Origin of the sequence: Bradyrhizobium sp. 1(2017) (assembly GCF_011602485.2) — a bacterium.
Classification (GTDB): domain Bacteria; phylum Pseudomonadota; class Alphaproteobacteria; order Rhizobiales; family Xanthobacteraceae; genus Bradyrhizobium.
The window spans coordinates 6,066,202-6,085,423 of the sequence record NZ_CP050022.2; the positions used below are offsets into that span (position 1 = coordinate 6,066,202).

The 19,222-nt window shown below is 60.4% G+C and carries 22 protein-coding genes and 1 pseudogene; 3 read left to right on the forward strand and 20 right to left on the reverse strand.

Annotated features, from left to right (window positions below):
* Window positions 1–189: 189 nt before the first annotated feature.
* Entirely contained in the window at window positions 190–705 is a 516-nt protein-coding gene (locus HAP40_RS28835; RefSeq protein WP_166819306.1) for a ferritin-like domain-containing protein, read from the forward strand.
* A gap of 29 nt (window positions 706–734) precedes the next feature.
* On the opposite strand, the gene HAP40_RS28840 is transcribed toward HAP40_RS28835, so the two are convergent.
* From HAP40_RS28840 to HAP40_RS28860, 5 genes are all read right to left on the reverse strand, one after another.
* Window positions 735–1,274, reverse strand: a complete 540-nt coding sequence (locus tag HAP40_RS28840) for a DUF421 domain-containing protein (protein WP_166814586.1) — start codon at window positions 1,272–1,274, stop codon at window positions 735–737.
* Between the two features lie 2,174 nt (window positions 1,275–3,448).
* Window positions 3,449–3,625 carry a hypothetical protein gene (locus HAP40_RS28845; protein WP_166814585.1) on the reverse strand — a complete coding sequence of 59 codons (177 nt, stop codon included), beginning with the start codon at window positions 3,623–3,625 and terminating at the stop codon, window positions 3,449–3,451.
* A 737-nt stretch (window positions 3,626–4,362) separates the two neighbouring features.
* Complete coding sequence (locus HAP40_RS28850) at window positions 4,363–4,587, reverse strand: hypothetical protein (protein ID WP_166819305.1); 225 nt, start codon at window positions 4,585–4,587, stop codon at window positions 4,363–4,365.
* 21 nt (window positions 4,588–4,608) lie between these two features.
* A complete protein-coding gene (locus HAP40_RS28855; RefSeq protein WP_166814584.1) occupies window positions 4,609–4,929 on the reverse strand; it encodes a hypothetical protein in 321 nt (106 codons plus the stop codon).
* Window positions 4,930–5,013: 84 nt separating this feature from the next.
* Window positions 5,014–5,469 carry an Hsp20 family protein gene (locus HAP40_RS28860; RefSeq protein WP_166814583.1) on the reverse strand — a complete coding sequence of 152 codons (456 nt, stop codon included), beginning with the start codon at window positions 5,467–5,469 and terminating at the stop codon, window positions 5,014–5,016.
* Window positions 5,470–6,155: 686 nt separating this feature from the next.
* On the opposite strand from HAP40_RS28860, the gene HAP40_RS28865 reads away from it, so the two are divergent.
* On the forward strand, window positions 6,156–6,386 hold the full coding sequence (locus HAP40_RS28865) for a hypothetical protein (protein WP_246741273.1): 231 nt from the start codon (window positions 6,156–6,158) through the stop codon (window positions 6,384–6,386).
* Window positions 6,387–6,695: 309 nt separating this feature from the next.
* Here the strand turns inward: HAP40_RS28865 and HAP40_RS28870 are convergent, their stop codons facing one another.
* The 10 genes and pseudogenes from HAP40_RS28870 to HAP40_RS28915 form a co-directional block, all read right to left on the reverse strand.
* The gene (locus tag HAP40_RS28870) at window positions 6,696–6,893 is read right to left on the reverse strand and encodes a DUF3606 domain-containing protein (protein ID WP_166819304.1); all 198 of its coding nucleotides are present in this window, start codon (window positions 6,891–6,893) and stop codon (window positions 6,696–6,698) included.
* 168 nt (window positions 6,894–7,061) lie between these two features.
* Window positions 7,062–7,484, reverse strand: a complete 423-nt coding sequence (locus HAP40_RS28875; RefSeq protein ID WP_166814581.1) for a hypothetical protein — start codon at window positions 7,482–7,484, stop codon at window positions 7,062–7,064.
* Between the two features lie 16 nt (window positions 7,485–7,500).
* A pseudogene (locus HAP40_RS28880) lies at window positions 7,501–7,699 on the reverse strand (hypothetical protein).
* A 92-nt stretch (window positions 7,700–7,791) separates the two neighbouring features.
* Window positions 7,792–9,102, reverse strand: coding sequence for an NRAMP family divalent metal transporter (locus HAP40_RS28885; protein WP_166814580.1), 1,311 nt, complete (start codon window positions 9,100–9,102; stop codon window positions 7,792–7,794).
* A 183-nt stretch (window positions 9,103–9,285) separates the two neighbouring features.
* The gene (locus HAP40_RS28890) at window positions 9,286–9,780 is read right to left on the reverse strand and encodes a PRC-barrel domain-containing protein (protein ID WP_166814579.1); all 495 of its coding nucleotides are present in this window, start codon (window positions 9,778–9,780) and stop codon (window positions 9,286–9,288) included.
* A gap of 107 nt (window positions 9,781–9,887) precedes the next feature.
* The gene (locus HAP40_RS28895) at window positions 9,888–10,112 is read right to left on the reverse strand and encodes a hypothetical protein (protein ID WP_166814578.1); all 225 of its coding nucleotides are present in this window, start codon (window positions 10,110–10,112) and stop codon (window positions 9,888–9,890) included.
* A 63-nt stretch (window positions 10,113–10,175) separates the two neighbouring features.
* A complete protein-coding gene (locus HAP40_RS28900) occupies window positions 10,176–11,216 on the reverse strand; it encodes a glycosyltransferase family 4 protein (RefSeq protein WP_166814577.1) in 1,041 nt (346 codons plus the stop codon).
* 132 nt (window positions 11,217–11,348) lie between these two features.
* Complete coding sequence (locus HAP40_RS28905; protein ID WP_166814576.1) at window positions 11,349–11,558, reverse strand: hypothetical protein; 210 nt, start codon at window positions 11,556–11,558, stop codon at window positions 11,349–11,351.
* Between the two features lie 204 nt (window positions 11,559–11,762).
* On the reverse strand, window positions 11,763–12,707 hold the full coding sequence (locus HAP40_RS28910) for a DUF5996 family protein (RefSeq protein WP_166814575.1): 945 nt from the start codon (window positions 12,705–12,707) through the stop codon (window positions 11,763–11,765).
* A 458-nt stretch (window positions 12,708–13,165) separates the two neighbouring features.
* Window positions 13,166–13,483, reverse strand: a complete 318-nt coding sequence (locus HAP40_RS28915) for a hypothetical protein (protein WP_166814574.1) — start codon at window positions 13,481–13,483, stop codon at window positions 13,166–13,168.
* A 205-nt stretch (window positions 13,484–13,688) separates the two neighbouring features.
* Here HAP40_RS28915 and HAP40_RS28920 point away from each other — a divergent pair, with 205 nt between their 5' ends.
* On the forward strand, window positions 13,689–14,642 hold the full coding sequence (locus HAP40_RS28920) for a helix-turn-helix transcriptional regulator (RefSeq protein WP_334270720.1): 954 nt from the start codon (window positions 13,689–13,691) through the stop codon (window positions 14,640–14,642).
* Between the two features lie 23 nt (window positions 14,643–14,665).
* On the opposite strand, the gene HAP40_RS28925 is transcribed toward HAP40_RS28920, so the two are convergent.
* From HAP40_RS28925 to HAP40_RS28945, 5 genes are read right to left on the reverse strand one after another with little or no spacing between them, the layout of a single operon-like run.
* Window positions 14,666–15,412 (reverse strand): ABC transporter ATP-binding protein, encoded by a 747-nt coding sequence (locus tag HAP40_RS28925; RefSeq protein ID WP_246741271.1) that lies wholly within the window; start codon window positions 15,410–15,412, stop codon window positions 14,666–14,668.
* The gene (locus HAP40_RS28930) at window positions 15,378–16,103 is read right to left on the reverse strand and encodes an ABC transporter ATP-binding protein (RefSeq protein ID WP_166814572.1); all 726 of its coding nucleotides are present in this window, start codon (window positions 16,101–16,103) and stop codon (window positions 15,378–15,380) included. Before HAP40_RS28930 ends, HAP40_RS28925 begins: the two co-directional genes overlap by 35 nt.
* Entirely contained in the window at window positions 16,100–17,131 is a 1,032-nt protein-coding gene (locus HAP40_RS28935) for a branched-chain amino acid ABC transporter permease (RefSeq protein WP_246741270.1), read from the reverse strand. The genes HAP40_RS28930 and HAP40_RS28935 overlap by 4 nt, the downstream gene beginning before the upstream one ends.
* Entirely contained in the window at window positions 17,115–17,984 is an 870-nt protein-coding gene (locus tag HAP40_RS28940; RefSeq protein ID WP_166814571.1) for a branched-chain amino acid ABC transporter permease, read from the reverse strand. Before HAP40_RS28940 ends, HAP40_RS28935 begins: the two co-directional genes overlap by 17 nt.
* Entirely contained in the window at window positions 17,985–19,217 is a 1,233-nt protein-coding gene (locus HAP40_RS28945; protein WP_246741269.1) for an ABC transporter substrate-binding protein, read from the reverse strand. It abuts the gene before it with no gap.
* Window positions 19,218–19,222: the final 5 nt, after the last annotated feature.

Genomic DNA, 19,222 nt, shown 5'->3' on the forward strand with positions numbered 1-19,222 from the left:
CTCCGCGCAATAAGGCAAAACGCCCGCTCAGTGCCACAGTTCCTTGTTCTACGGGGAGCGGCATTCGCGATCTTGCGTGCGGACAGCCGACGCAGCGACCCGACCTATACAGCCAAACGGCGGCAACGGCGGCGAGGAACAAAGCCCGATCGGTGCCGTTCCATCGCTTTGAGATCAGGGAGTGACGCCATGGGACTATTCACAAAAGACATCAAGACGATGGGTGATCTGCTGCTGCATGGCTTACAGGACATCTATTATGCCGAGCAGCAGATCCTCAAGGCGTTGCCGAAAATGATCGATAACGCGACCAACCGTGATCTGACAATCGGCCTCAAGAGCCATCTCGAAGAAACCAACAAGCAGATCGAACGTCTTGAGAAGGTCTTCGAGAAACTCGGCAAAAAGCCAAGCGGCACGCAATGTCCCGCGATCGACGGCCTGATCAAGGAAGCGGACGAGACAGCCGGCGAGATCGAAGACAAGACGGTACTCGATGCGGCGATCGTCGCCAATGCGCAAGCCGTCGAGCATTACGAGATCTGCCGTTACGGCACTTTGATCGCATGGGCGGAAGAACTTGGCCACGACGATATCGTGCGATTCTTGACAACGAACCTCAACGAAGAGAAAGCGGCGAACACCAAGCTGAACACCGTTGCGCTGCGCAAGGGCGTCAACAAGAAGGCTTCCACCGCCGCCTGACCGGGAATGCGACCAGCGGTCTTCTTGCCTCAGGCGCCCGACTTCGTCTTACTCTCTCCGCCGGCGTCGTCACGCTTTTTCTTGACGACGCTGATCTCTCCATTGCCTTCGACATGCGCACTTTCAACTTCGGAAAAAGCGTCAAGCCCCTCCTGCCGGAGGTGGCTCCTCAGTTCCTCTTCGGTTATAAGCTCGCGCCGCATATTGCGTCGGTTCAAGCGCCCGTCGATAATCAACGGCACCGGCGACGGTGCGAGCAGTCGCTCGAAAAGGCTGACGTGGAAGCCAAGCCAGTTGAACGCAAAATCCCAGAAAACGATAGTGAGTATGAGCACGATGCTTTCTGAGACCGATTTGTACTCCTTTGAGAAACCATTTTGCGCGGCATCCGCAATGACAACGATTACGAGAATGTCGGCAATACCGATTGTGGAAGATTGACGCTTCATGAGAAAGCGCAGGATAAAGAAAAGGGCGACATAGCTAAGGCTGCCGCGCACGACCATTTCCAAGAGGGAGTGGGTCGGAATGACTATGTCAGCCCAGTCGACGCTGTAAATTTTTGACATCGCAGACACCTTCTTCACCTTCAGATCACCCAGAAGCTGACGAGGTCACCGAGCGAGGGCGACAAATACCAGACGCGGTGCATGCGGGGATCTCGACAAGCCAAGCAATGGTTGCCGTGCGGCCAACCTACGGCCCGGCGGTCATGCGTCAAATGGCCAAGTTTCGCAGCTGAGTCTTTGATGGTGACGGCTCTCGTCAGCATTGCCCGCGTCCGGCAGTCCCCCGCATGGCGAGGGCTCATCGTCGTTCATACAGCCTACCGGTAGAACGCCTAGTAAGCAGCTGCTCTTCTCAAGCCGCAGCGCGCAGGTGCAGTCACTATTAGCAATACAGGCCAGCGGTAGCAGGCCTTCATTGGAAATGCATGGGACAGGGCTACTTCTGATCGACGTTGCTGGTCCCGGAGCCGGGGGTCCCAATTGGCAAGCCATTCGCCGCGTGACCAACGCCAACGCCTGGGGCGCTCACGGCGCCAGGAGCCTGGTCTTGAGGCAGCGTCTTGATCCCGGTTCTTGCTTGTTCGGCGGGGCTCATCTGCCGATTGTTGTTGGTGCTGTTGGCGCCGCTCGATGCCGTGATGCCAGACCTGTCGTTTCCGCTTTGCGTACCCGTCTGTGTCGAACCAGTCGCGGTGTTGCCCGTCCCCGAGCTGGTCGGCGCCGCAGGGGTGCTTGCTGTATTCCCGTTTGGCGTTGGGGCCTGAACGTTCGGACTAGTGGGCGAGTTGTTTGTGTGGACCCCAGTTGTGCTGTTGTTAGTGCCCATGCCAGATGGAGCCGACGGGCCACCATTCGCGCTGCTCGACGTCCCGGTGCCTGCGCCGGAGCTAGCGGATCCTCCTGACCCTCCGCTGCTGGAGGCAGCCCCGCCTGCACCTCCGCCTCCGCCGCCACCACCACCGCCTCCGCCACCTTGAGCGAGGGTGGGAGCGGCAACAGCGAGGGACAACGCAGCTGAAAGAAGAAGAGCTTTGCGGTTCATGACCATCTCCCGTTGGAAAGAAGGTCAATGGCGTCAAAGCGTCGATCGTTCCTCGCTGATGCACTTCACCGAACAGCTCCACCGTCGCTAAGGGGCGGTCATGGGAAGTATGTCGCAGGCGGCACGTCAGCAAAGTTGGAGCGAACTGAGTAAGCAACTCAAAAGCAACTGCCTGCGAAAGGGCTGATGTTTGGCACCTACGTTTTTTGCAACGACTAGTGGGAGCTCTCGCGCGCCAACCGGACTACCCTGCGGGGATCTGCCAAACAAACTTGCTGGGCATCGGCCGCCGGAATGGCGGCTACAGCTTGAGCTGGATCAATGGCAAAGAGACCCGGCCGCGCGGCGGCCGCTTGCTCTGGAGGCGCTCGAACCAATTAATGTACAATCCGTCCAAGTATTTCTTTCGGATCGACCACGAATCGGGAAAATCATGCAATGCGCGCCCATTTGGGGCTGCACCGAACGGCCTCAGCATCCGAGCCAGCCCCGGAAATGCTTGAGGCCGTTTTGCTTGCGTCACCGAATGCGGCGGCGGTCAAAAGCGCCGCGTGTCTCGAAGTAAGCGACTATCGCCCCGAGTGTAGCGAGCCCAACAGCGGACATGATGAGGATCATTCCCAGCATCGAATCACCCGCGCATTGCGAGGTTCCTAAGTACCAAAGTGGACACTCGTTCCAATTGGCCTTTCGACGGCTCGGCAAACCGAACGACCGAGGCTCGCCAGTTCAGCCAACCCCGGGCGGGGCCCTCCAGCACCTTGTTAACTTTCGATTCACATTTGTGAGTGCCGCAACCTTCAGGCGCTGTAGACTGCTTCGACCGGGGCTGGCTGCATATTTCACTTAGATCTTTTCACCCGGCATTTTTGACGCGGCGCGGGCCGCAGCGAGGTTGATCGCTGCGGCCTTCGTCTTACGGGTCTCAGAACGAGAGACGCCTGCCAGCGTGAACCGGCGCGCTGTGCGGGTGGCCCAAAAAAGGGCGGCCTCAGCTGGCAGTAGCTGAGGCCGATGGGGGTCTACTCTGGCGCCAACGGGGGAGTTCAACACCGGAGCAAGAACCAATTCGCCAGATAGCGACCTGTTCCTGACTTGTAAAACGTGAAGCGCGATGGCTACCAGATACTGTCATCCGGAAGAACGAGCACGTACGCCTGCTGTCTCGCAACAGCGCCGACTGGCCCGTGCGCTATCCCTGGATCGCTGAGGCGGCGCTGAAGACCCGGCAGAAGCGCTTTCTGATCGACGGCGAGGCGGTCATCCCTGGGGTGGATGGCATCAGGGACTTCAACGCGCTGCAAGCCGACAATACGACCACGAGGTGCAGCTTTCCGCCTTCGATTTTCTCGCCATGGACGGCGATCATTTGCGGTCCCTTCCCCTCCACTTGCGGAAAGCAAATCTGCAGCAGCTATTGGCGCGTCGGCCGGATGGCATCAGCGTCGCGCCGTTCGAGCGCGGCGAGATCGGGCCCGACTTATTCTAGGTTGCCTGCCGCATGGGGCCTGAAGGCATAGTTTCGAAACGACGCGATCGCCGCTACAGCGCCGGCCGCTCGCGAGATTGGATCAAGGTCAAGAACCGCACCCACACTGCGATTTCACGCGTGATGGACGCTTTGAAATAAACGGTCGGGAGCGGCAATCAGGCTCATCCATATCCTAGCATGTCGATGATGGCCGACATCAGCGGCTGCCCCACATCGGCCCCAGCCTGGAGGTTTTCCGATTCGAAAACGAGCTGGGACCGAGAGGCCTGCCGCTCTCGCGGCAAACGCCAGATTATCCCAAATGACACCAGCCTACTCAAATTAAACAACGGAAATAAACACTTCCAGCCCGAAGGGACGGACTGGAGCCTGGTTTGGCAACAGGTCCTGCTAACACGGCTCGCAAGACCGCGCCGCTTCAACACGATCTCGAAGCCTGTGTAGCGATCCTTGCCGGTCCGGGAGTTTAGGCCACGGCCCGTGTCGACAAGCCGCCTTAAGGTGGTCCAGAAGCCGCCGCTCGCGCTCCTTTTCGGTTTTCGCGCTAGCAAGCAGCAGCCGAAAGTGGGCAATGATCTTCTCACTGCCGCGGATCAGCGTGTCCCGCACGGCGATCATGGCGCGGCCCCTGTTGTTGCTGGCAAGACCGGTCTCGGCGGCATCGTGAGCGCGATGGGAAAGGTCTGGGACGTCAACGTCTCCAGGGCCGAGCTCTCCTCCGATAGGCGCCGTTCGATGAACTGTCGCTCGAGGTCCGACAGCCGCGTCTCCAGCAGGCTGCGATAGCGGTGGATGTTGTTGCGGTGGGCACGGATGCGGGCAAGGTTCTCATCGAGCATCTTCGTCACTCCTCACGTCTCCTACGCTGCTGCCCGCTCGACCGGCCGCAGCCGCATCGGCTTGCCGCCCGGCGGATTCCGGGGGCCTTCGTCCAGCGCGCAAAGTGCCTCTAAGATCTCGTCGATCTTGACCGACGCCTTCAGCCCCTCGGGCGCCCTCAGCGACGGGCACGATGCGATTGCAGAAGCGTCCGATGCCCACGAAGCCAGGATGGCGCGCTTCTCGGTCAGGCTGAGAGAGGGATGGGAGACCACATCCCGGGGATGCTCGAAAACCATACCGGGATGGATGATGGCGTTGAGATCAACAACGTTGTCGTGAAGGGCGGTCGTCGGCCGCATGGCTTTCCTCCATTTCCAAGACGAGTTGAGGGATAGCCGCGCGGGACGACCCACGCGGCTTGGTCGCTGTGCTGCGGGATGGCCTTAGGCCGCCTTGGACTCGATCTGCGTCACCTTGCTCGATGCGGCGCCATTGATCGCAATGCGGCGCGGCTTCATCGCCTCGGGGATCTCCCGCTGCAGGTCGATGACCAGCAGGCCATTCTCGAAGATAGCGCCCTTGACCTCGACGTGGTCGGCCAGCGTAAACTGGCGCTTGAAGTTGCGGGCCGAGATGCCGCGATGCAGGAAGGTCTTGCCTTCTTTCTCGCTCTTGTGTCCTTCGAGCGTCAGGACATTCTGCTCAACCGTCAGGACGACCTCGTCCGGGCTGAAACCGGCTAGCGCTACCGAAATCTGGAAGCGGTTCTCGTCGAGACGTTCGATGTTGTAGGGGGGATAAGTCTCTTCGCCCGCGCGCTGGGCGGCTTCGGCGAGATCAAAAAGCCGGTCAAAGCCGATGGCCGACCGGAAGAGGGGCGAAAAATCAACAGTGCGCATAGCCAGATCCTCCTGGGAGCAAAATGGTTACGAGCGGCACCGGACACGACCGGTGCCCGTCTCAGTGGCGGGACCCGAACGGCATCCCGATCGTCGTACGACGACGCCGTAGAAATTTGGGAATCTGAGAAAAGTTTCAAGACCCGGGGACGATTTTTTTGCGAGGACTCCCGATAGTTGACGCGGGCGTCGTGCGGGGAGCAGGATCGCGGTGATCACGACGCCCGGGAGCGTGCATTCGATGTCGCGCGTCAAGTCCCACCGGCCGGGGTTTCTCCAGCGGGCTGCCGCGGTTGCGATCGCAGAAGTCTTAGATTCGATACTCGACGACAAGACTAGGGCTTGGAATAAGCGCGGTAGTACTCAGTTGACGGTGCCAACGAAGTCTACCAGCAATCAGGATCCAGCGGATTTTTGCATTCGGCCGGAGAGCCAACGCCTCGCAAGCAACGCGATCAAGACATGGCCCCCAACTGGCAGCGGCCTGCGCGGGCTTGAGCCCGCCTAGAAAGTGCGCTGGTGATCGCCGACGAGCTGTGTCAGGTCTACGACGGCGCGTGGGCAGACGCTTCCGTTCGACGCCGCGTCCTCAAGATCGGAACGCCGCCGTCTATAGGAACTTAGCCGCGACGCTTCGGTTGGCTATGGTGGGATTCGACGGCCCTTTGCCAGCTCAGGAGGTAAGGGTGGCAAAAGCTCTTATCTCAAAGGCCGACCTCGAACGTATCGCGTTACAGGAAATCCGCAGTTTTCCCGGGTCCGAACAAGTCCGCTCTGTGGAAGTAGAATGCGAGACCGATGTCCCGCGCGACTGGAGGCTCTACGTCATCGCGAACGATGAAGGCGACCTCGACCGCATTCAATACGCCGCAAAGGTCACAACCGAACGCTTGAAGCGCCGATATGATCTTCGGTGAGATACTTAACCCGAATACGGCATTCCAATTCCTGTTCCTCTTCGGCTCCTCGACTTCTTCGATGATCCGCTCGATGTCCGTCGCCCTATCGCACTCACATGGCATGCCAGCGCCACACTGACAGCCTCCGGGCTGCTCGGTCCAAGCGCGGTCAGAGTGGTTCTCGCAGACCCAGCCGAGCTCGAGGCAGATACGATAGTTGGGATCAGTTACAAGAGAGCCCCGCGACCATGTCGCAAGGTTATCATGAGGCCAGACATGCAAGCGACTATCGCGTTATCGATGTAGATCAGCAGTCATTCGCGATCTTCATTGCGCATTTGTCTCTTTGCCCAACTCCTTACGGACCGTAGCTGCGGAGTTGCCCACCTTATCGATTGCTTTCTGTAGCTCTTCACGGGTCACGCCGAGGGCGTGCGTCCAGTACTTTACCTCGTGAGCCTCATGCATGTTTATTTTGCTGCGGTCAGGTTGAGCACGCTTGGTGAGATTATCAGACACGTCCATCCTCCATTTTGGAGAAGAGAACGCTACCAGGGGACTGCGCGTTCCTTTGCTCAATCCCTTTCGGCCAGCGCTCAATAATTGAGACATGGCGACGCGCTCGCCGGACGCTAGGCAAGGTAACGGCGGTACGCTTGGGGCTGGGGAGCACTCTTTCTCTTCAACTTGATCTCAGGAGGTGTTCGCCCTAACCCGTTCGCGCGCCTCGCGTCGACGTCCACGGCGTTCACGACGCCGCTTGGCCCGGTCAGTGGACTGCCGCAACGGAGGAACCGGAGCCGGCACGACTACCGCCTCCGCAACTTCCTCGACCAAAGGCGCCCGGATCGGTTCGGGAGCGGCCGGGCTGGATTCCATGAATTCCAGCACGGCCCGTCCCTTCGACGTGATCTTCCAACCACCGCTTTCCCGGTCCACCAGTCCTTGGGAAAAGATGTCGAGCTCCGAGACGCGCGCGGCCAGCCGCCGGGTTCGGTGCGCCCAATCATGCCCGCTGGTCGCCAGGATGGCCAGGTCGCGCTTGAGATCCTGCATGACAGCGAAGCCATCCGGGTAGCTCACCAGAATCTTCAGCACGGTAACTTGGAAATTCACAGCCGACCCCGCTCGATCAGCGCCACATCGTAGGCGCGTGCGAGAGGGCGTCCCGGCCGACCTGCCTGAGCTCTTCGGGAGAGACCTCGCCTCTGGTAGCAGCCTCTAGAATTTTCGAGGCGACGTGTGCGCGCTCCGATCTCGCGGTGCGAAACGCTCTCACAGACTTCATCGAGGACCGCGCGCAAAAGCGCGGTCGTTGCCGTATCGAACATGAACTACCCCCCGGAGGGAAAACCTTGCTATAGCGGACTTTCCGGGCGACGCGATTCAACAATGTTAACGATCACGAGAGGCCGGTCAAATTCTAGGATGATGAGCTCATGAACATCGTGGCGACCATGCCCACGATGCACAGCGCCATCGCAGCGGTCGCAGCCCAGCCTAACCAATACAACGGTCCTCTGACGACAAGCTCGCCCATGACCTTCGGTCGCCGGACGAGCATCATCAGGACCACCATGACGGGCGCGGCAAGCACGCCGTTGACCACAGCGCTCCAATAGAGAGCCTTGATCGGATCGATCGGAGTAAAGTTGAGCCCGATCCCGCAGAGGCCCGAAAGTGCCAGCACGGAGTAGAACGCGATAGCCTCCTTCGGCTTACGAGACAGGCCGACCGTCCAGCGACGTCCTTCCCCGATGGCGTATGCAGTGGAGCCGGCCAGGACGGGAATCGCCAAGAGCCCGGTTCCGACGATGCCGAGCGCGAAGATGAACTCGGCGAACGGACCGGCAATCGGTTTCAGGGCTTCCGCTGCCTGTGCCGAACTCTCGATGTCGGTCTTGCCCTGGGCATGAAGTGTCGATGCGGTCGTGACGATGATGGAGAGCGCGATGAGGTTAGAGAAGGCCATGCCGATCATGGTATCCAGCCGGATCCGCCGAAATTCTTCCGGCGCATCGGAAGCATCCTTCTTCAAAGGCTTCTTGTTGTTGTCGATCCGCTGCTCCTCTGCTTCCTGCGAAGACTGCCATATGAAGAGATACGGCGATATCGTCGTTCCCAGGATGGCGACGAGGGTCGTCAGGAAGCCGGCATCCCAACTCACGTGGGGAATCAGAATGCCCTTCAGAGCATCGCCCCAAGGCACCTTCACGACGGCGAGTGCGATCACGTAAGCGAACAGGCTGAGCGTCAGCCACTTCAGAACCTTAACGTATCGGTCGTAGTTGAAGAAAATCTGGGCAAGAACCGACACGGCGCCGAATAGCACCACGTAGGCGATGCCGGGGCCGCCGATCAGAAGCTTGAGGGCATCCGCCATGGCCCCGAGATCGGCGGCGATATTGATCGTGTTGGCCACGAAGAGGAGCCCCACGAGGCTCCAGATGTAGCCCGGGCCGAGATTTCGGCAAACGTTGCCGGCGATGCCGTGGCCAGTCACCCGCCCTATCCGTCCCGAAATCTCTTGGATCGCAGTCATGAGCGGATAGGAGAGCAGCATGGTCCAACCAATGCCGAAACCGAGCTGCGCTCCGGCCTGGCTGTAGGTGCCTATTCCGGACGGATCGTCGTCGGACGCCCCCGTGATGAGGCCTGGTCCCAACGTGGACAGAAAGTTGCGGATGCGGAAGGTCTTTCGCTTCTGAACCTTTGGCTCGATCGCCGCATCCATTCGATGCTTCTCCATATTGTCAGCTTCGAACGTCCAATCGGCCCGAGACTGGGATGCCGCCGGCGGCTTCATCATCCCGACAAGGCAGGGGCCGCATTTCTATGAGGCTGACCCCTGCCAAGATGTCGATCACCAGCTACGGGCGCCGATGACGGCCGGCCGCCCACAAGCGTTTGCTTTTACTCAGTTGTAGTCCGAGTATTTGAACTGCGGCAGTGCCTTTAACTGCTCCCTGTTGCCGCTCATGACGGCGTGATCGGGTACCCAATCGTTCGCATTGCGATTCGTCGCGTTGCTCGACGCCGCCCCGGTGCTCGCGGTGCTGGTCGAGCTGGTTTGGACCGGCTCTTCGACGAATTTCAATTTGTCCATGGACACGGCGATGTCGTGCTCGCCCATTCCCAAGAAGCCGCCGATGCCAATCACCACGGCTTCGATCTTGCCGCTCTTGTCGACTAGCAGCTCGTTGACATCGCCGAGCTTCTCGTTGGCTTCGTTGTAGACGTTCAGGCCCATCAGCTTCGAGGCGCGCCAGCTTCCCTTGAGCGCCATCTTCGCGTTGGAGGGCTGACTGGTCACCGCCGGCGCAGCGCGATCCGCAGGCTGGGTGGATTGCGCGAACGCAGAACCACCGATCACGGCAGCACCAAGCAAAGCAACGGAAAGAAAACTTTTCATCGATTATCTCCTTCAACGTGAGCCGGCAGCCTGTCGGATGCCCGCCCCCCAACGTCCCGGGTTGCCACTTGTTCCCAGCGCCGCGCTGATCAAAGGAGTAGAAATCGTTAGCGACGTTCGGTGGTGACCAAGCGAACGGCGGCGGCTCCCCCACCTCCGGAGCGGAGGCAAGCTTGCGTGAAATGCGGCCACACCTGCTTCGAACAGTCCTCCGCTTCCTTCGCAGCGTCGGCTGCCTCCTGTACTTTCGGCAACAAGACGGGCGCTTCTTCCGCCAGTGCCGTCGTGGTGAGAAGAATAAGAACAGCCGTCGTCGAGAAAATAAACTTCATTCGCACCTCGTTGATCGGCAACTCAACGACGGGGCTGCGAAGCCGTTCCACATCGGGCGGAGTTCAGGACGGCCCCCTCGCCCGAGCGACCACCTCGCGATATCGGGATTCATAATCCTTCGCCATCCGGATTGATGTAAAGCGCTCCTCAAACCGGGTGCGAACCACTCTCCGGTCCAGTCGGCCGAGATCGTTCACCGCCCTGACCGCTTCCTCCGCGTTGTCGACGATAAAGCCGGTGACGCCGTCCTCCACCACTTCGGGAACGGAGCCAGAGCGGTAGGCGATGACAGGCGTCCCGCAGGCCATCGCTTCGATCATGACGAGGCCGAACGGCTCGGGCCAATTGATCGGAAACAACAATGCCGCGGCTCCAGCGAGAAATGGTTGCTTCCGGGACTCGTCCACTTCTCCGACAAGTTGGATCCGCTCGCCGTCCATGTCCGGTTCGAGCTTCTTCTTGAAGTATGTCGTCTCCGCGCGAGGTATCTTGGCGGCGATCCTCAGCGGCATCCCGGTAGCACGTGCGATGCGCATGGCGTCTTCGGGTCCCTTTTCCGCCGTCAGCCGCCCCAGAAAGGCCAGGTACGAACCGCGCTCATAGGAGGGCCGAAAGAGATCCTTCGGCAGACCGTGCTGGATCGTCGCGATCCAATTCGCGTCCGGAAGAGGCTGACGCTGATTGTCGGAGATCGAGGCGAAGGCCGCATTCGGAAAGGCCCCAATGACCTCGGCCAGCCCGGGAAGGTCGAGACGGCCGTGCATCGTCGTGAGATACGGCACGCCCGTCCGGCTCAACACCGGAAGCGGCAGCCAGTCGACGTGAGAGTGGACTAGGTCGAAGCTGGCGGCATGTTCGGCAATGGCTTCGATCAGCAGCGCGCAGGCGGCGTTCGGATCCACCCCCCTCCGTCCCAGTCGCAGAGCTCGGGGCCACACCGGGTGGAGCTTTCCCTTCGTGTTCGAATCACCACTTGCGAACAAGGTAACGTCGTGTCCGAGCTCGACCAATTCGTCCACCAGCCAGGCGATTACGCGCTCCGTCCCGCCATAAAGTTTCGGTGGGACGCTCTCGGCCAACGGAGCAAGCTGGGCGATCCGCATCGGTCTAGGTCCCGAAAGCAAAGCGCAGGATCATCACGATGCAAGCGGAAATGAGGGAAGACATCGCAAGCAGTGTCCAACTGGGCCTAGTGCTTCCGCGAGCCACCGGCGCGACGAGCATCTTCATGCCCCTCAGCATTCGTCGCGGGGAAGCCGGTCCAGGTAGGCTATCCCGAAGCTGGCGAGTTCTTCGGAATCACTCCGTCGCTCTTCCCATTTTCTTTGCAGGTGGCGCTCCAGCAAGCAGCGCCGGCCATCCTGTGAGTCGACGTGGGGATGCCTTGCGCGGTAGACCGTCCATGCGGTTTCCCCGGCCATCTTCAACACGACTTCGTCGACCATCTTCACGCTCCGGCGACCACATCCAGTCGCTGGCAACGCGACGCGCTCCGGAAAGTTTCCAGTTTTTCCCGATCGAGCTTGGTTCGGGAGACAGATTAAGAGGATGGCTTGCTCGCAGGTACGTCGGCCAGCCCCGCCGGCAGAGCGTCGTGGCTCGACGTCGCGCTTAAGGTGCTCTGGATCAAGGGGAAGGCTCGTCGAACTTCATCCCTTCCTGTCCAGAGGGCGGGGCCGAAGGGGGCGACCAATCGGACATTCGAGCGCGGCACGATCCCAGCGGCCGACATCGGCTGCCGCTCGATAGGTGCTTTCCAGAAACGACATGAGCGTCGCCTCCGGATCGCCCGACTTCCTCACAACCTCGTAGGCCAGAAGATATTCTCCGAGCTTCTGATCGAAATATGCGCCCGCCGGCAAAATCTGTTCGTCGGCAAAGCCGTTCGGGGTGGGATAGGCATAGGAGTAGAAAGCCGCAAACTCTGTGCCGCCTCCGCCCGGCCAGAAGCCGGCGGATGAGACTTCATCACTGTAGGCCTCGCGCGTCACTTCGTCCGGCAAACCCGGTACGCCACCCGGATGAAGCGGAGCAGGACGTCCGGAGAAGCGCGTCACTGCGAGATCGAAGCTGCCCCAAAAGAGATGGACCGGACTGACCTTTCCGGTGAAGCCCGTCCGAAACCGATGAAACACACCGTTGATCGCAACCAGGGCCCTGAAGAACCGCGTCGCGGCGTCTGCATCATAGGGTCGGATCTGACGGTCGTCCTGGAAGAGAATCGGATCGGGCACTTCATTGGGCCGGCCGTCGAATTCCGGTGTCCCGCCGAGACGTCCCACCAACTCGCAGAACCGGGCGTGAAAGTCGGCAACGGACATCGGCCCGAGCGCCATTTCAACCTGGCGCCCGTCAGAGGCCTCTCCGATCACGATATGACGGGAGAGATCGAAGGTGATCTCGATACCTGAGGCGTCTGGAACCAGTGAAGTCGTGAGCCCACGAGCATTCACGTAGAAAGTCGCGTGCCATGAATGGTTGACCCACGGCGTCCTCGCGAGCCGATACTTGCCGACAACTTGGCAATACAAATGAAGCGCGGAACAGGTTTCGCGCCATGCCTCGAAGGGGATTTCCGGCCAAATCGCGCTCATAGCGTTTCCTCCTTGTGTTTGGTCGCACGTGAGGCGCTTGTATCGTTGTTCCACATATGTGCCTTGACGGTGGCAGGCATTTGAGAACGTTTGCAGCGAAAAACAATGCCGCAAGTTGGAGAGGGAGTGTCGCCAAGTTCGTTGAGGTGCGGCGTTTTGCTAAAGCTCATCTTTGGCCGGGCCGTCGCGCCAAATGGCCGCTTTGGGTCTTGGCCGTGTCGAAACGACCGCAAAGGGCGTCGGTCGGGGAGCTAGGAACAGGGCCTGTCTCGAGCCTCGATCGCAGTGATCAGTGGCTAACGCGGCACTCCAATTGTCAGCAACGGGTCTGCACCACCATTGGTCTCGTCGTGGGATTGCCGCTGCCTTGTTACTCGCTCGCAAAAGACCAACTCGGCACGAATTGAGAGACTCAAGCCGCTACAATGTAGGGCCGACCTACTTGGCTAGCCGATGCATCACTCGGGAATCACGTCAAAGGCGCGAAGAATTTTTTCGTTGAACAGGGCAAGGTTGGAGAGAAGCCCCGGAACTTGCTCCAGCGGAATAGCCCGCTGCTCGATTGCCTTATTAAAAACTCGCAAAAGGCGCGTGATACCGTAGTGCAGAAAGGCTCGCCTCGCTTTTCCAGAGTTCGGGACGGCAATGGCATTGCCCTCGATGATAATCTGGTTCCCGGCGCGCGGGTCCATCTCGAGAACGAATGTCTTGCACGCGAACGCGAATTCGATTTCCTGAACAGTCAGGATAACCCGCCTCGAGCTTGGCTTTCCCATCGTTTCCCGACACTATGGTACCCCCGCTGCGGAGGTCCGACAAGACGATGAGATACCATCACCGCCGCAAGCAGTCCTGCCGAAATCGGCTCCCTGCTTTCTAGCGCCGCCATCTCTGCCGCGGATTACGCCAGCTACGGCAGATCATGCTGCGTTTTCATGAAGAGCGGCGATTTGCCCTTGGCGTGTCCAAGCAGGAGCCGATATGCTTGGTGACAATCTCGCAGCAGCAACGTTCAATGCGCCGAGGTTGTCGAGCAGCCCCATTGATTGGAGCAAGGTCTTGTACCGTCCATCTGAAATCCAGGCAAAATCCTCACGTGAGGAAACCGGCTTTCGCATGATGCAACTACCGGACCTACGAATCAACTACGAGCCGCTCGATCCCGACTTTCTCGATCGTCCGGTTGTCTCCATCGCCATCGAGACACGACAAAACGACGACGAACTTCCGATGCACACGCATCGGAAGGGGCAGCTGGTCGTCGCCTCGCGCGGTTCAGTCATGTGCCGGGCGCCCGACGGGCTATGGATCGTTCCGCCGCAGGGCGCCGTCTGGATCCCCGGTGGCGTGCAGCACAGCAATTGCGTCTCCTCATTCGGCAAGATCTATTGCGTCTTCATCGATTCCCGAGCGATGAAGCTGCCGTCCGAATGCTGCACATTCACGATCTCGCCACTTGTGCGTGAGCTGATCGACAGGCTTGCCTCTTTCCCGCCTTTATATCCCGTAGGCGGGCCGACCAGTCGGCTCGCGCAGGTCCTACTCGACGAATTGGTGCAGATGGATTCCGAGCAGATGTATCTGCCAATCTCACGCGACATTCGCCTGCAACAGCTGGCGACCGCTTTACTGCGAGATCCCGGCGACCGCAGCACGCTCGACGAATGGGCGGAGCGCTATGCGATGAGCGAACGAACGCTAGCGCGCCTCATCCAAAAGCAGACGGGTCTGACGTTCGGCCGCTGGCGCCAGCGTCTGCATATCCTGGTCGCGCTCCAGCGGCTGTCGGTGGGAAAATCGGTTCAGACGGTGTCGCAGGATCTCGGCTACGAGACGCCGAGCGCCTTCATTACCATGTTCAAGAAAGCGTTGGGCAAGAGCCCCCGCCGATACCTGGCCGATCGAAAGATGAGCGGCACCTCGACCACCCCCTGACCAGGGAGGGCGCAGGTTCGCCGTCAAAGCCCGAGATAGGCACGCCGGACATCCTGGTTACTGAGTAGAGCGGCGCCGGTGCCTTCAAGAACAACATTTCCGTTCTCGAGCACATAGCCACGGTCTCCGATCGAGAGCGAGTCCGCAACGTTCTGCTCGACCAGCAGGATCGTGGTCTTCTTGGCATGCAGCATCTTGACGATATCGAACATTGCGCTGGTCAGCGCCGGCGAAAGCCCGATCGAGGGTTCGTCAAGCATGATGAGCTCGGGTTCGGCCATGATGGCGCGGCCGATCGCGAGCATCTGCTGCTCGCCGCCGGACAGCGTGCCCGCGGCCTGCAGCCGCCTCTCCAGCAATCGCGGGAAGAGACCATAGACCTGCTGCATGTTGCCCGACCTGCGAGCCCTTGCGCGCTTGAGCGAGCCCCCAATGAGTAAATTCTCCTCGACCGAAAGGTTTCGAAACAACTCGCGCCCTTCGGGCACTTGTGCGATGCCTAGTTCGCAGATCTCCCACGGTGGAAGGCCCGCAATGTTGGTGCCCCGCCAACGTATCTCTCCATCCAACGGCCGTACGACGCCCGCGACCGACCGGATGAGAGATGTCTTGCCGGCGCCATTTGCGCCGACGACGCTCAGCAGCTCTTCCGGATAGATACAGAGCGACACGCCGTTGAGGGCAACGGATCCGCCGTAGCCGACCGTCAGAGACTGCACAGTGAGAAGCGGCTCGCTAGGCACGGAACCCCTCCCCGAGATAACCTGCAACGACCTCAGGATGACTGACGATGTATTGCGGCGTGCCTTCGGCGATCTTCGCGCCATGATGGAGAACGATGACGTGTTCGGCGGCCTCCATCACGATACGCATGACGTGCTCGACGAGCAGGATCGACAAGCCCTTTTCAGCGAGGCGCCTGAGCACGGCGACCACCGCCGCAGCCTCAGGAGGCCGCAGCCCAGCCATTACTTCGTCGAGCAGAAGCAGGCGGGGCCGGGTCGACAGCGCCTTGGCAGTCTCGAGCATCTTGCGATCGGGGAGGGTCAGCTTGCTGATGGCCGCGTCGGCTTTCGGGCCGAGCCCCACTAGGTTGAGGGCCTCGCGGGCGGCATCCCTCGCCTCGCTCACCTTTCGCGTCCAACTGAAAGCACCGACCATGGCATTCTCGATCACGGTCATGTCGCGCATGGGCCGGACCACCTGGAACGTTCGGCCAATACCGAGCCGGCAGATGGTCTCGGCCGGAAAGCCGGAGATGAGCTTGCCGCCGAATTTGATCGATCCCTGCGTCGGCGGAAAGGCTCCGGCAATCAGATTGAAGCATGTCGTCTTACCTGCGCCGTTTGGTCCGACCAGCGCGGTGATCCCCTCGCTCTTGAGCCGAAAACTGACATTATCGACGGCAAGTAATCCGCCGAACCGGCGCGAGACACCGTCGAGTTCGAGAAGATCGCTCACTTCTTGACCTGCTCTATTTGGAGGTAACCGAACCAGGAAAGTCGGGTGACCGATTTGGCCGAACTGACTATGGCCGGCCAGATGCCGTCCGGCAGCAGCCAGACGGCAGCGATCAAGGCGAAGCCGTAGGCGACGTTGTTAAGCCCGGGAATCCCGAACTTGTTGCCGATGGCACTCGCGAGATGATCCAGGGGCAGCGTGATGAGCGTGCCGACCAGCGGCCCAAAGGCCGTTCCTAATCCGCCGACAACTGGGCCAACCAGAATATCGACCGAGATTCCCATGCCCATGATCGAATCCGGGAATACCGAGCCTTGAACCAGCGCGAGCAACCCTCCGCCAACCGCCGCCCAAGCTCCGGAGAACGAAACAATGACGATCTTGTGCAGGAAAGTACGTACGCCCAGCGCGCGTGAGGCTTCCTCGTCGTCCCGCATCGCGCGCCAGACATAGCCCAGGAAGGATTGGCGAATGAGAGCCGTGACACTGACGCCGAGAAAGACCGCGGCCAGCGCCACGAAATAGTAGAAGCGCGCATCGCCGCGCAGCATCCAGAGCGAGTTCGGCCCGGATTGCGCTGGAAAGAAAAGGCCCTGCATGGCGCCGACGAATTCCCAGCCGCTGAAGACGACGCGGGCAAACTCGGCCGCGGCGATCGTCAGCAGCGCGAAATAGATGCCTCGGACCTCGAAACGAAAGCTAAGCCAGGCCAGTGCCGCGCCGACGATGGCTGCCAGCGCCATCCCGACGACCAGCCCGAACCAAGGGCTCAGGCCGTAGCGAATGTTAAGAACCGCGACGGAATAGGCTCCGATGCCGACGAACAGCGCGTGACCGATCGACAGCTGGCCCCCGAGGCCCAGCATGATGCTCCATGACTGCCCGATGAAGGTGAACAGGAACACGATCGTCAGCAGCGAGATCAGGTAGGGGTTGAGCACGCCGCCAAGCCCCGAAAGGATGGCGAAGGCCGCAAGACTGGCGACAACCGCGCCACGATCCGGCAAGGCATCACGTTTCTTTTGCACCGAAGAACCCTCTTGGACGCACGATCAGGACGATCATCAGCAAGCCGTAGGACAACGCGGACTTAAGGGACGGCGCAAACAGAAGCGCTGCGACCGCTTCCGTAAGCCCGATGGTCAACCCTCCGACGAGAGCTCCCACGAAACTTCCGAGGCCGCCGACGATAACCGTGACGAACGCCAGCAGCGTGAAGTCGACGGCGAGGAAGGGCTGGGCATCGAACAACGGTGATATCAGCGCACCGGCCACGCCAGCGCAGGCCGCTCCGATGCCGAACGTCATCGCGTAAATCTTCGGGATCGGCAGCCCGACCATCAGGCCACCTAGCCGGTTGTCGGCGGCGGCGCGGATGAAGCGGCCGAACGTCGAGTATTTGAGGAACGCCGCGAGCGCCAGGATCATCACGGCCGCAACGATGGCCGCCTGCAGCCTGGCAAGGTCGAGCCGGATGGGCCCGAGAGCGATGGTCTCAAAGGAGAGATGTGAGACCGAGGGACGCGGGTCGGGTCCAAACGCGATCAATTGCGCTCCGCTGAGGACCAGCGAAATCCCGATGAACAGAATGAACTGGATGTGGTGTGGCCGCGCGACGAATCGCTTCACCACCGACGTCTCCAGCACATAGCCGAACACGAACAGGAGTGCGCCGGCGCTGACCGCGGCAACGATGGTCGGAATACCCCACCAGGCGCGAGCGCAATAGCCAACATAAAGACCGAACACGACCATCGCACCGTGCGCAAAATTAACGATGCGGATAACGCCGAAGATGATCGTCAGCCCCAGCGCGATCATGCCGTAAACGAGACCCATGAGGATCCCGCTTACAAGAACGTTGCCCCACAATGTCAGCATCTAGCGCTTCTCGAACGGCACGAGGGGATATTGCGGCTTGTACTCAGCGATGATGTCGGGGCCGACGACGTGGGGCTTCGATTCCTTCGCTTGAAGAACCGCCACAGCCGCGCCGGTGTTCTGCCCGGTCGCATCAAATCTGATCGGGCCGCTGTACATGAGGATGGGCTTGAGGTCCGTCGTCTTCAGCGCCGCATGGATATCGGACGAGACCGCCGACTTGCCACGAGCGACCGCGTCTGCCACGATCTGGACCGCCTCGAACGCGCATCCAGAATTCGCGTCCATCCATTCGTTGGGATAGGCAGACTGAAATCTGTCTACGATCGTGCGCGTATCCCCGCCTTTCGGATTGTACCAGAGGTTCGACGACATCGCGCCATCGGCATACTTTCCAAGCGCGTCGTAGAACGCCTTGTCGGGCACGCCGTTGCCATTCGGCGAGAAGATCATCTTCGGGTTCCACCCCTGCTTGATGCATTCCCGAACGATCATGATTGCATCGTTGACGCGGGTTACGGAGACCAGCGCATCTGCGCCCGATGCTTTGGCCTTCGCCACCTCAACCGAGAGATCGCGCGCCTTCTCGTCGTAAGGGATGTACTCGAGAAGCTTGACCGGTACGTCGAGCTCCTTCCAGGCACCATCGAGACTGGTCGCGGTTGACGTTCCCATCGTATTGCTCAGATGCAGGACGACTGCGCCCTTGGGAGGATCCTTCACGCTCGTGACCAGGGCCTTCATTTCGGCAAGCGACTGACGCACGATCGTGGCTGCAGGCGGATAGAACCGGAACACCTGCGTGAAACCCTGCGAGGTGACCTGGTTGGCGCTCGCGACATGCACCACCATGGGTACCTTTGCTGCTTCGGCGGCCTGAAGCGCCGAGATGGTTGCACCGGAGTCCCACGCCCCGATCAGAACGTTGCAGCCCTGCTGAATAAGAGAGTCGGCTGCGATCCTGCCGTTCTCCGGCTTGCTCTGCGTGTCCGCGTGGACGACGGTCATATCGACGCCAAAGCGTTCCTTTGCAAATTTGGCGCCGAGATCGACGCCGCGAACGCAGGCCTGGCCCGGGAACGCAAGTATGCCGCTACTCGGCATGATCGCACCAACCTTGACGGGCGGTGGCGCCGCGGCACGAACCCAGGGGGCCATCGTCGCAGCTGCGAACCCTGCAGCGCCCTTCATCGCCGTACGTCGGTTAATCGTTGGTCCCTTGAGGCTGGTCATCGAAG

Bases quoted from the DNA above. Each gene is read 5' to 3' on its own strand.
- HAP40_RS28835 (WP_166819306.1), top strand. From the start codon at position 190: ATGGGACTATTCACAAAAGACATCAAGACGATGGGTGATCTGCTGCTG.
- HAP40_RS28840 (WP_166814586.1), bottom strand. From the start codon at position 1,274: ATGTCAAAAATTTACAGCGTCGACTGGGCTGACATAGTCATTCCGACC.
- HAP40_RS28845 (WP_166814585.1), bottom strand. From the start codon at position 3,625: ATGATCGCCGTCCATGGCGAGAAAATCGAAGGCGGAAAGCTGCACCTC.
- HAP40_RS28850 (WP_166819305.1), bottom strand. From the start codon at position 4,587: ATGCTCGATGAGAACCTTGCCCGCATCCGTGCCCACCGCAACAACATC.
- HAP40_RS28855 (WP_166814584.1), bottom strand. From the start codon at position 4,929: ATGCGGCCGACGACCGCCCTTCACGACAACGTTGTTGATCTCAACGCC.
- HAP40_RS28860 (WP_166814583.1), bottom strand. From the start codon at position 5,469: ATGCGCACTGTTGATTTTTCGCCCCTCTTCCGGTCGGCCATCGGCTTT.
- HAP40_RS28870 (WP_166819304.1), bottom strand. From the start codon at position 6,893: ATGGACGTGTCTGATAATCTCACCAAGCGTGCTCAACCTGACCGCAGC.
- HAP40_RS28885 (WP_166814580.1), bottom strand. From the start codon at position 9,102: ATGGATGCGGCGATCGAGCCAAAGGTTCAGAAGCGAAAGACCTTCCGC.
- HAP40_RS28890 (WP_166814579.1), bottom strand. From the start codon at position 9,780: ATGAAAAGTTTTCTTTCCGTTGCTTTGCTTGGTGCTGCCGTGATCGGT.
- HAP40_RS28895 (WP_166814578.1), bottom strand. From the start codon at position 10,112: ATGAAGTTTATTTTCTCGACGACGGCTGTTCTTATTCTTCTCACCACG.
- HAP40_RS28900 (WP_166814577.1), bottom strand. From the start codon at position 11,216: ATGCGGATCGCCCAGCTTGCTCCGTTGGCCGAGAGCGTCCCACCGAAA.
- HAP40_RS28905 (WP_166814576.1), bottom strand. From the start codon at position 11,558: ATGGTCGACGAAGTCGTGTTGAAGATGGCCGGGGAAACCGCATGGACG.
- HAP40_RS28910 (WP_166814575.1), bottom strand. From the start codon at position 12,707: ATGAGCGCGATTTGGCCGGAAATCCCCTTCGAGGCATGGCGCGAAACC.
- HAP40_RS28915 (WP_166814574.1), bottom strand. From the start codon at position 13,483: ATGGGAAAGCCAAGCTCGAGGCGGGTTATCCTGACTGTTCAGGAAATC.
- HAP40_RS28920 (WP_334270720.1), top strand. From the start codon at position 13,689: ATGCTTGGTGACAATCTCGCAGCAGCAACGTTCAATGCGCCGAGGTTG.
- HAP40_RS28940 (WP_166814571.1), bottom strand. From the start codon at position 17,984: ATGCTGACATTGTGGGGCAACGTTCTTGTAAGCGGGATCCTCATGGGT.
- HAP40_RS28945 (WP_246741269.1), bottom strand. From the start codon at position 19,217: ATGACCAGCCTCAAGGGACCAACGATTAACCGACGTACGGCGATGAAG.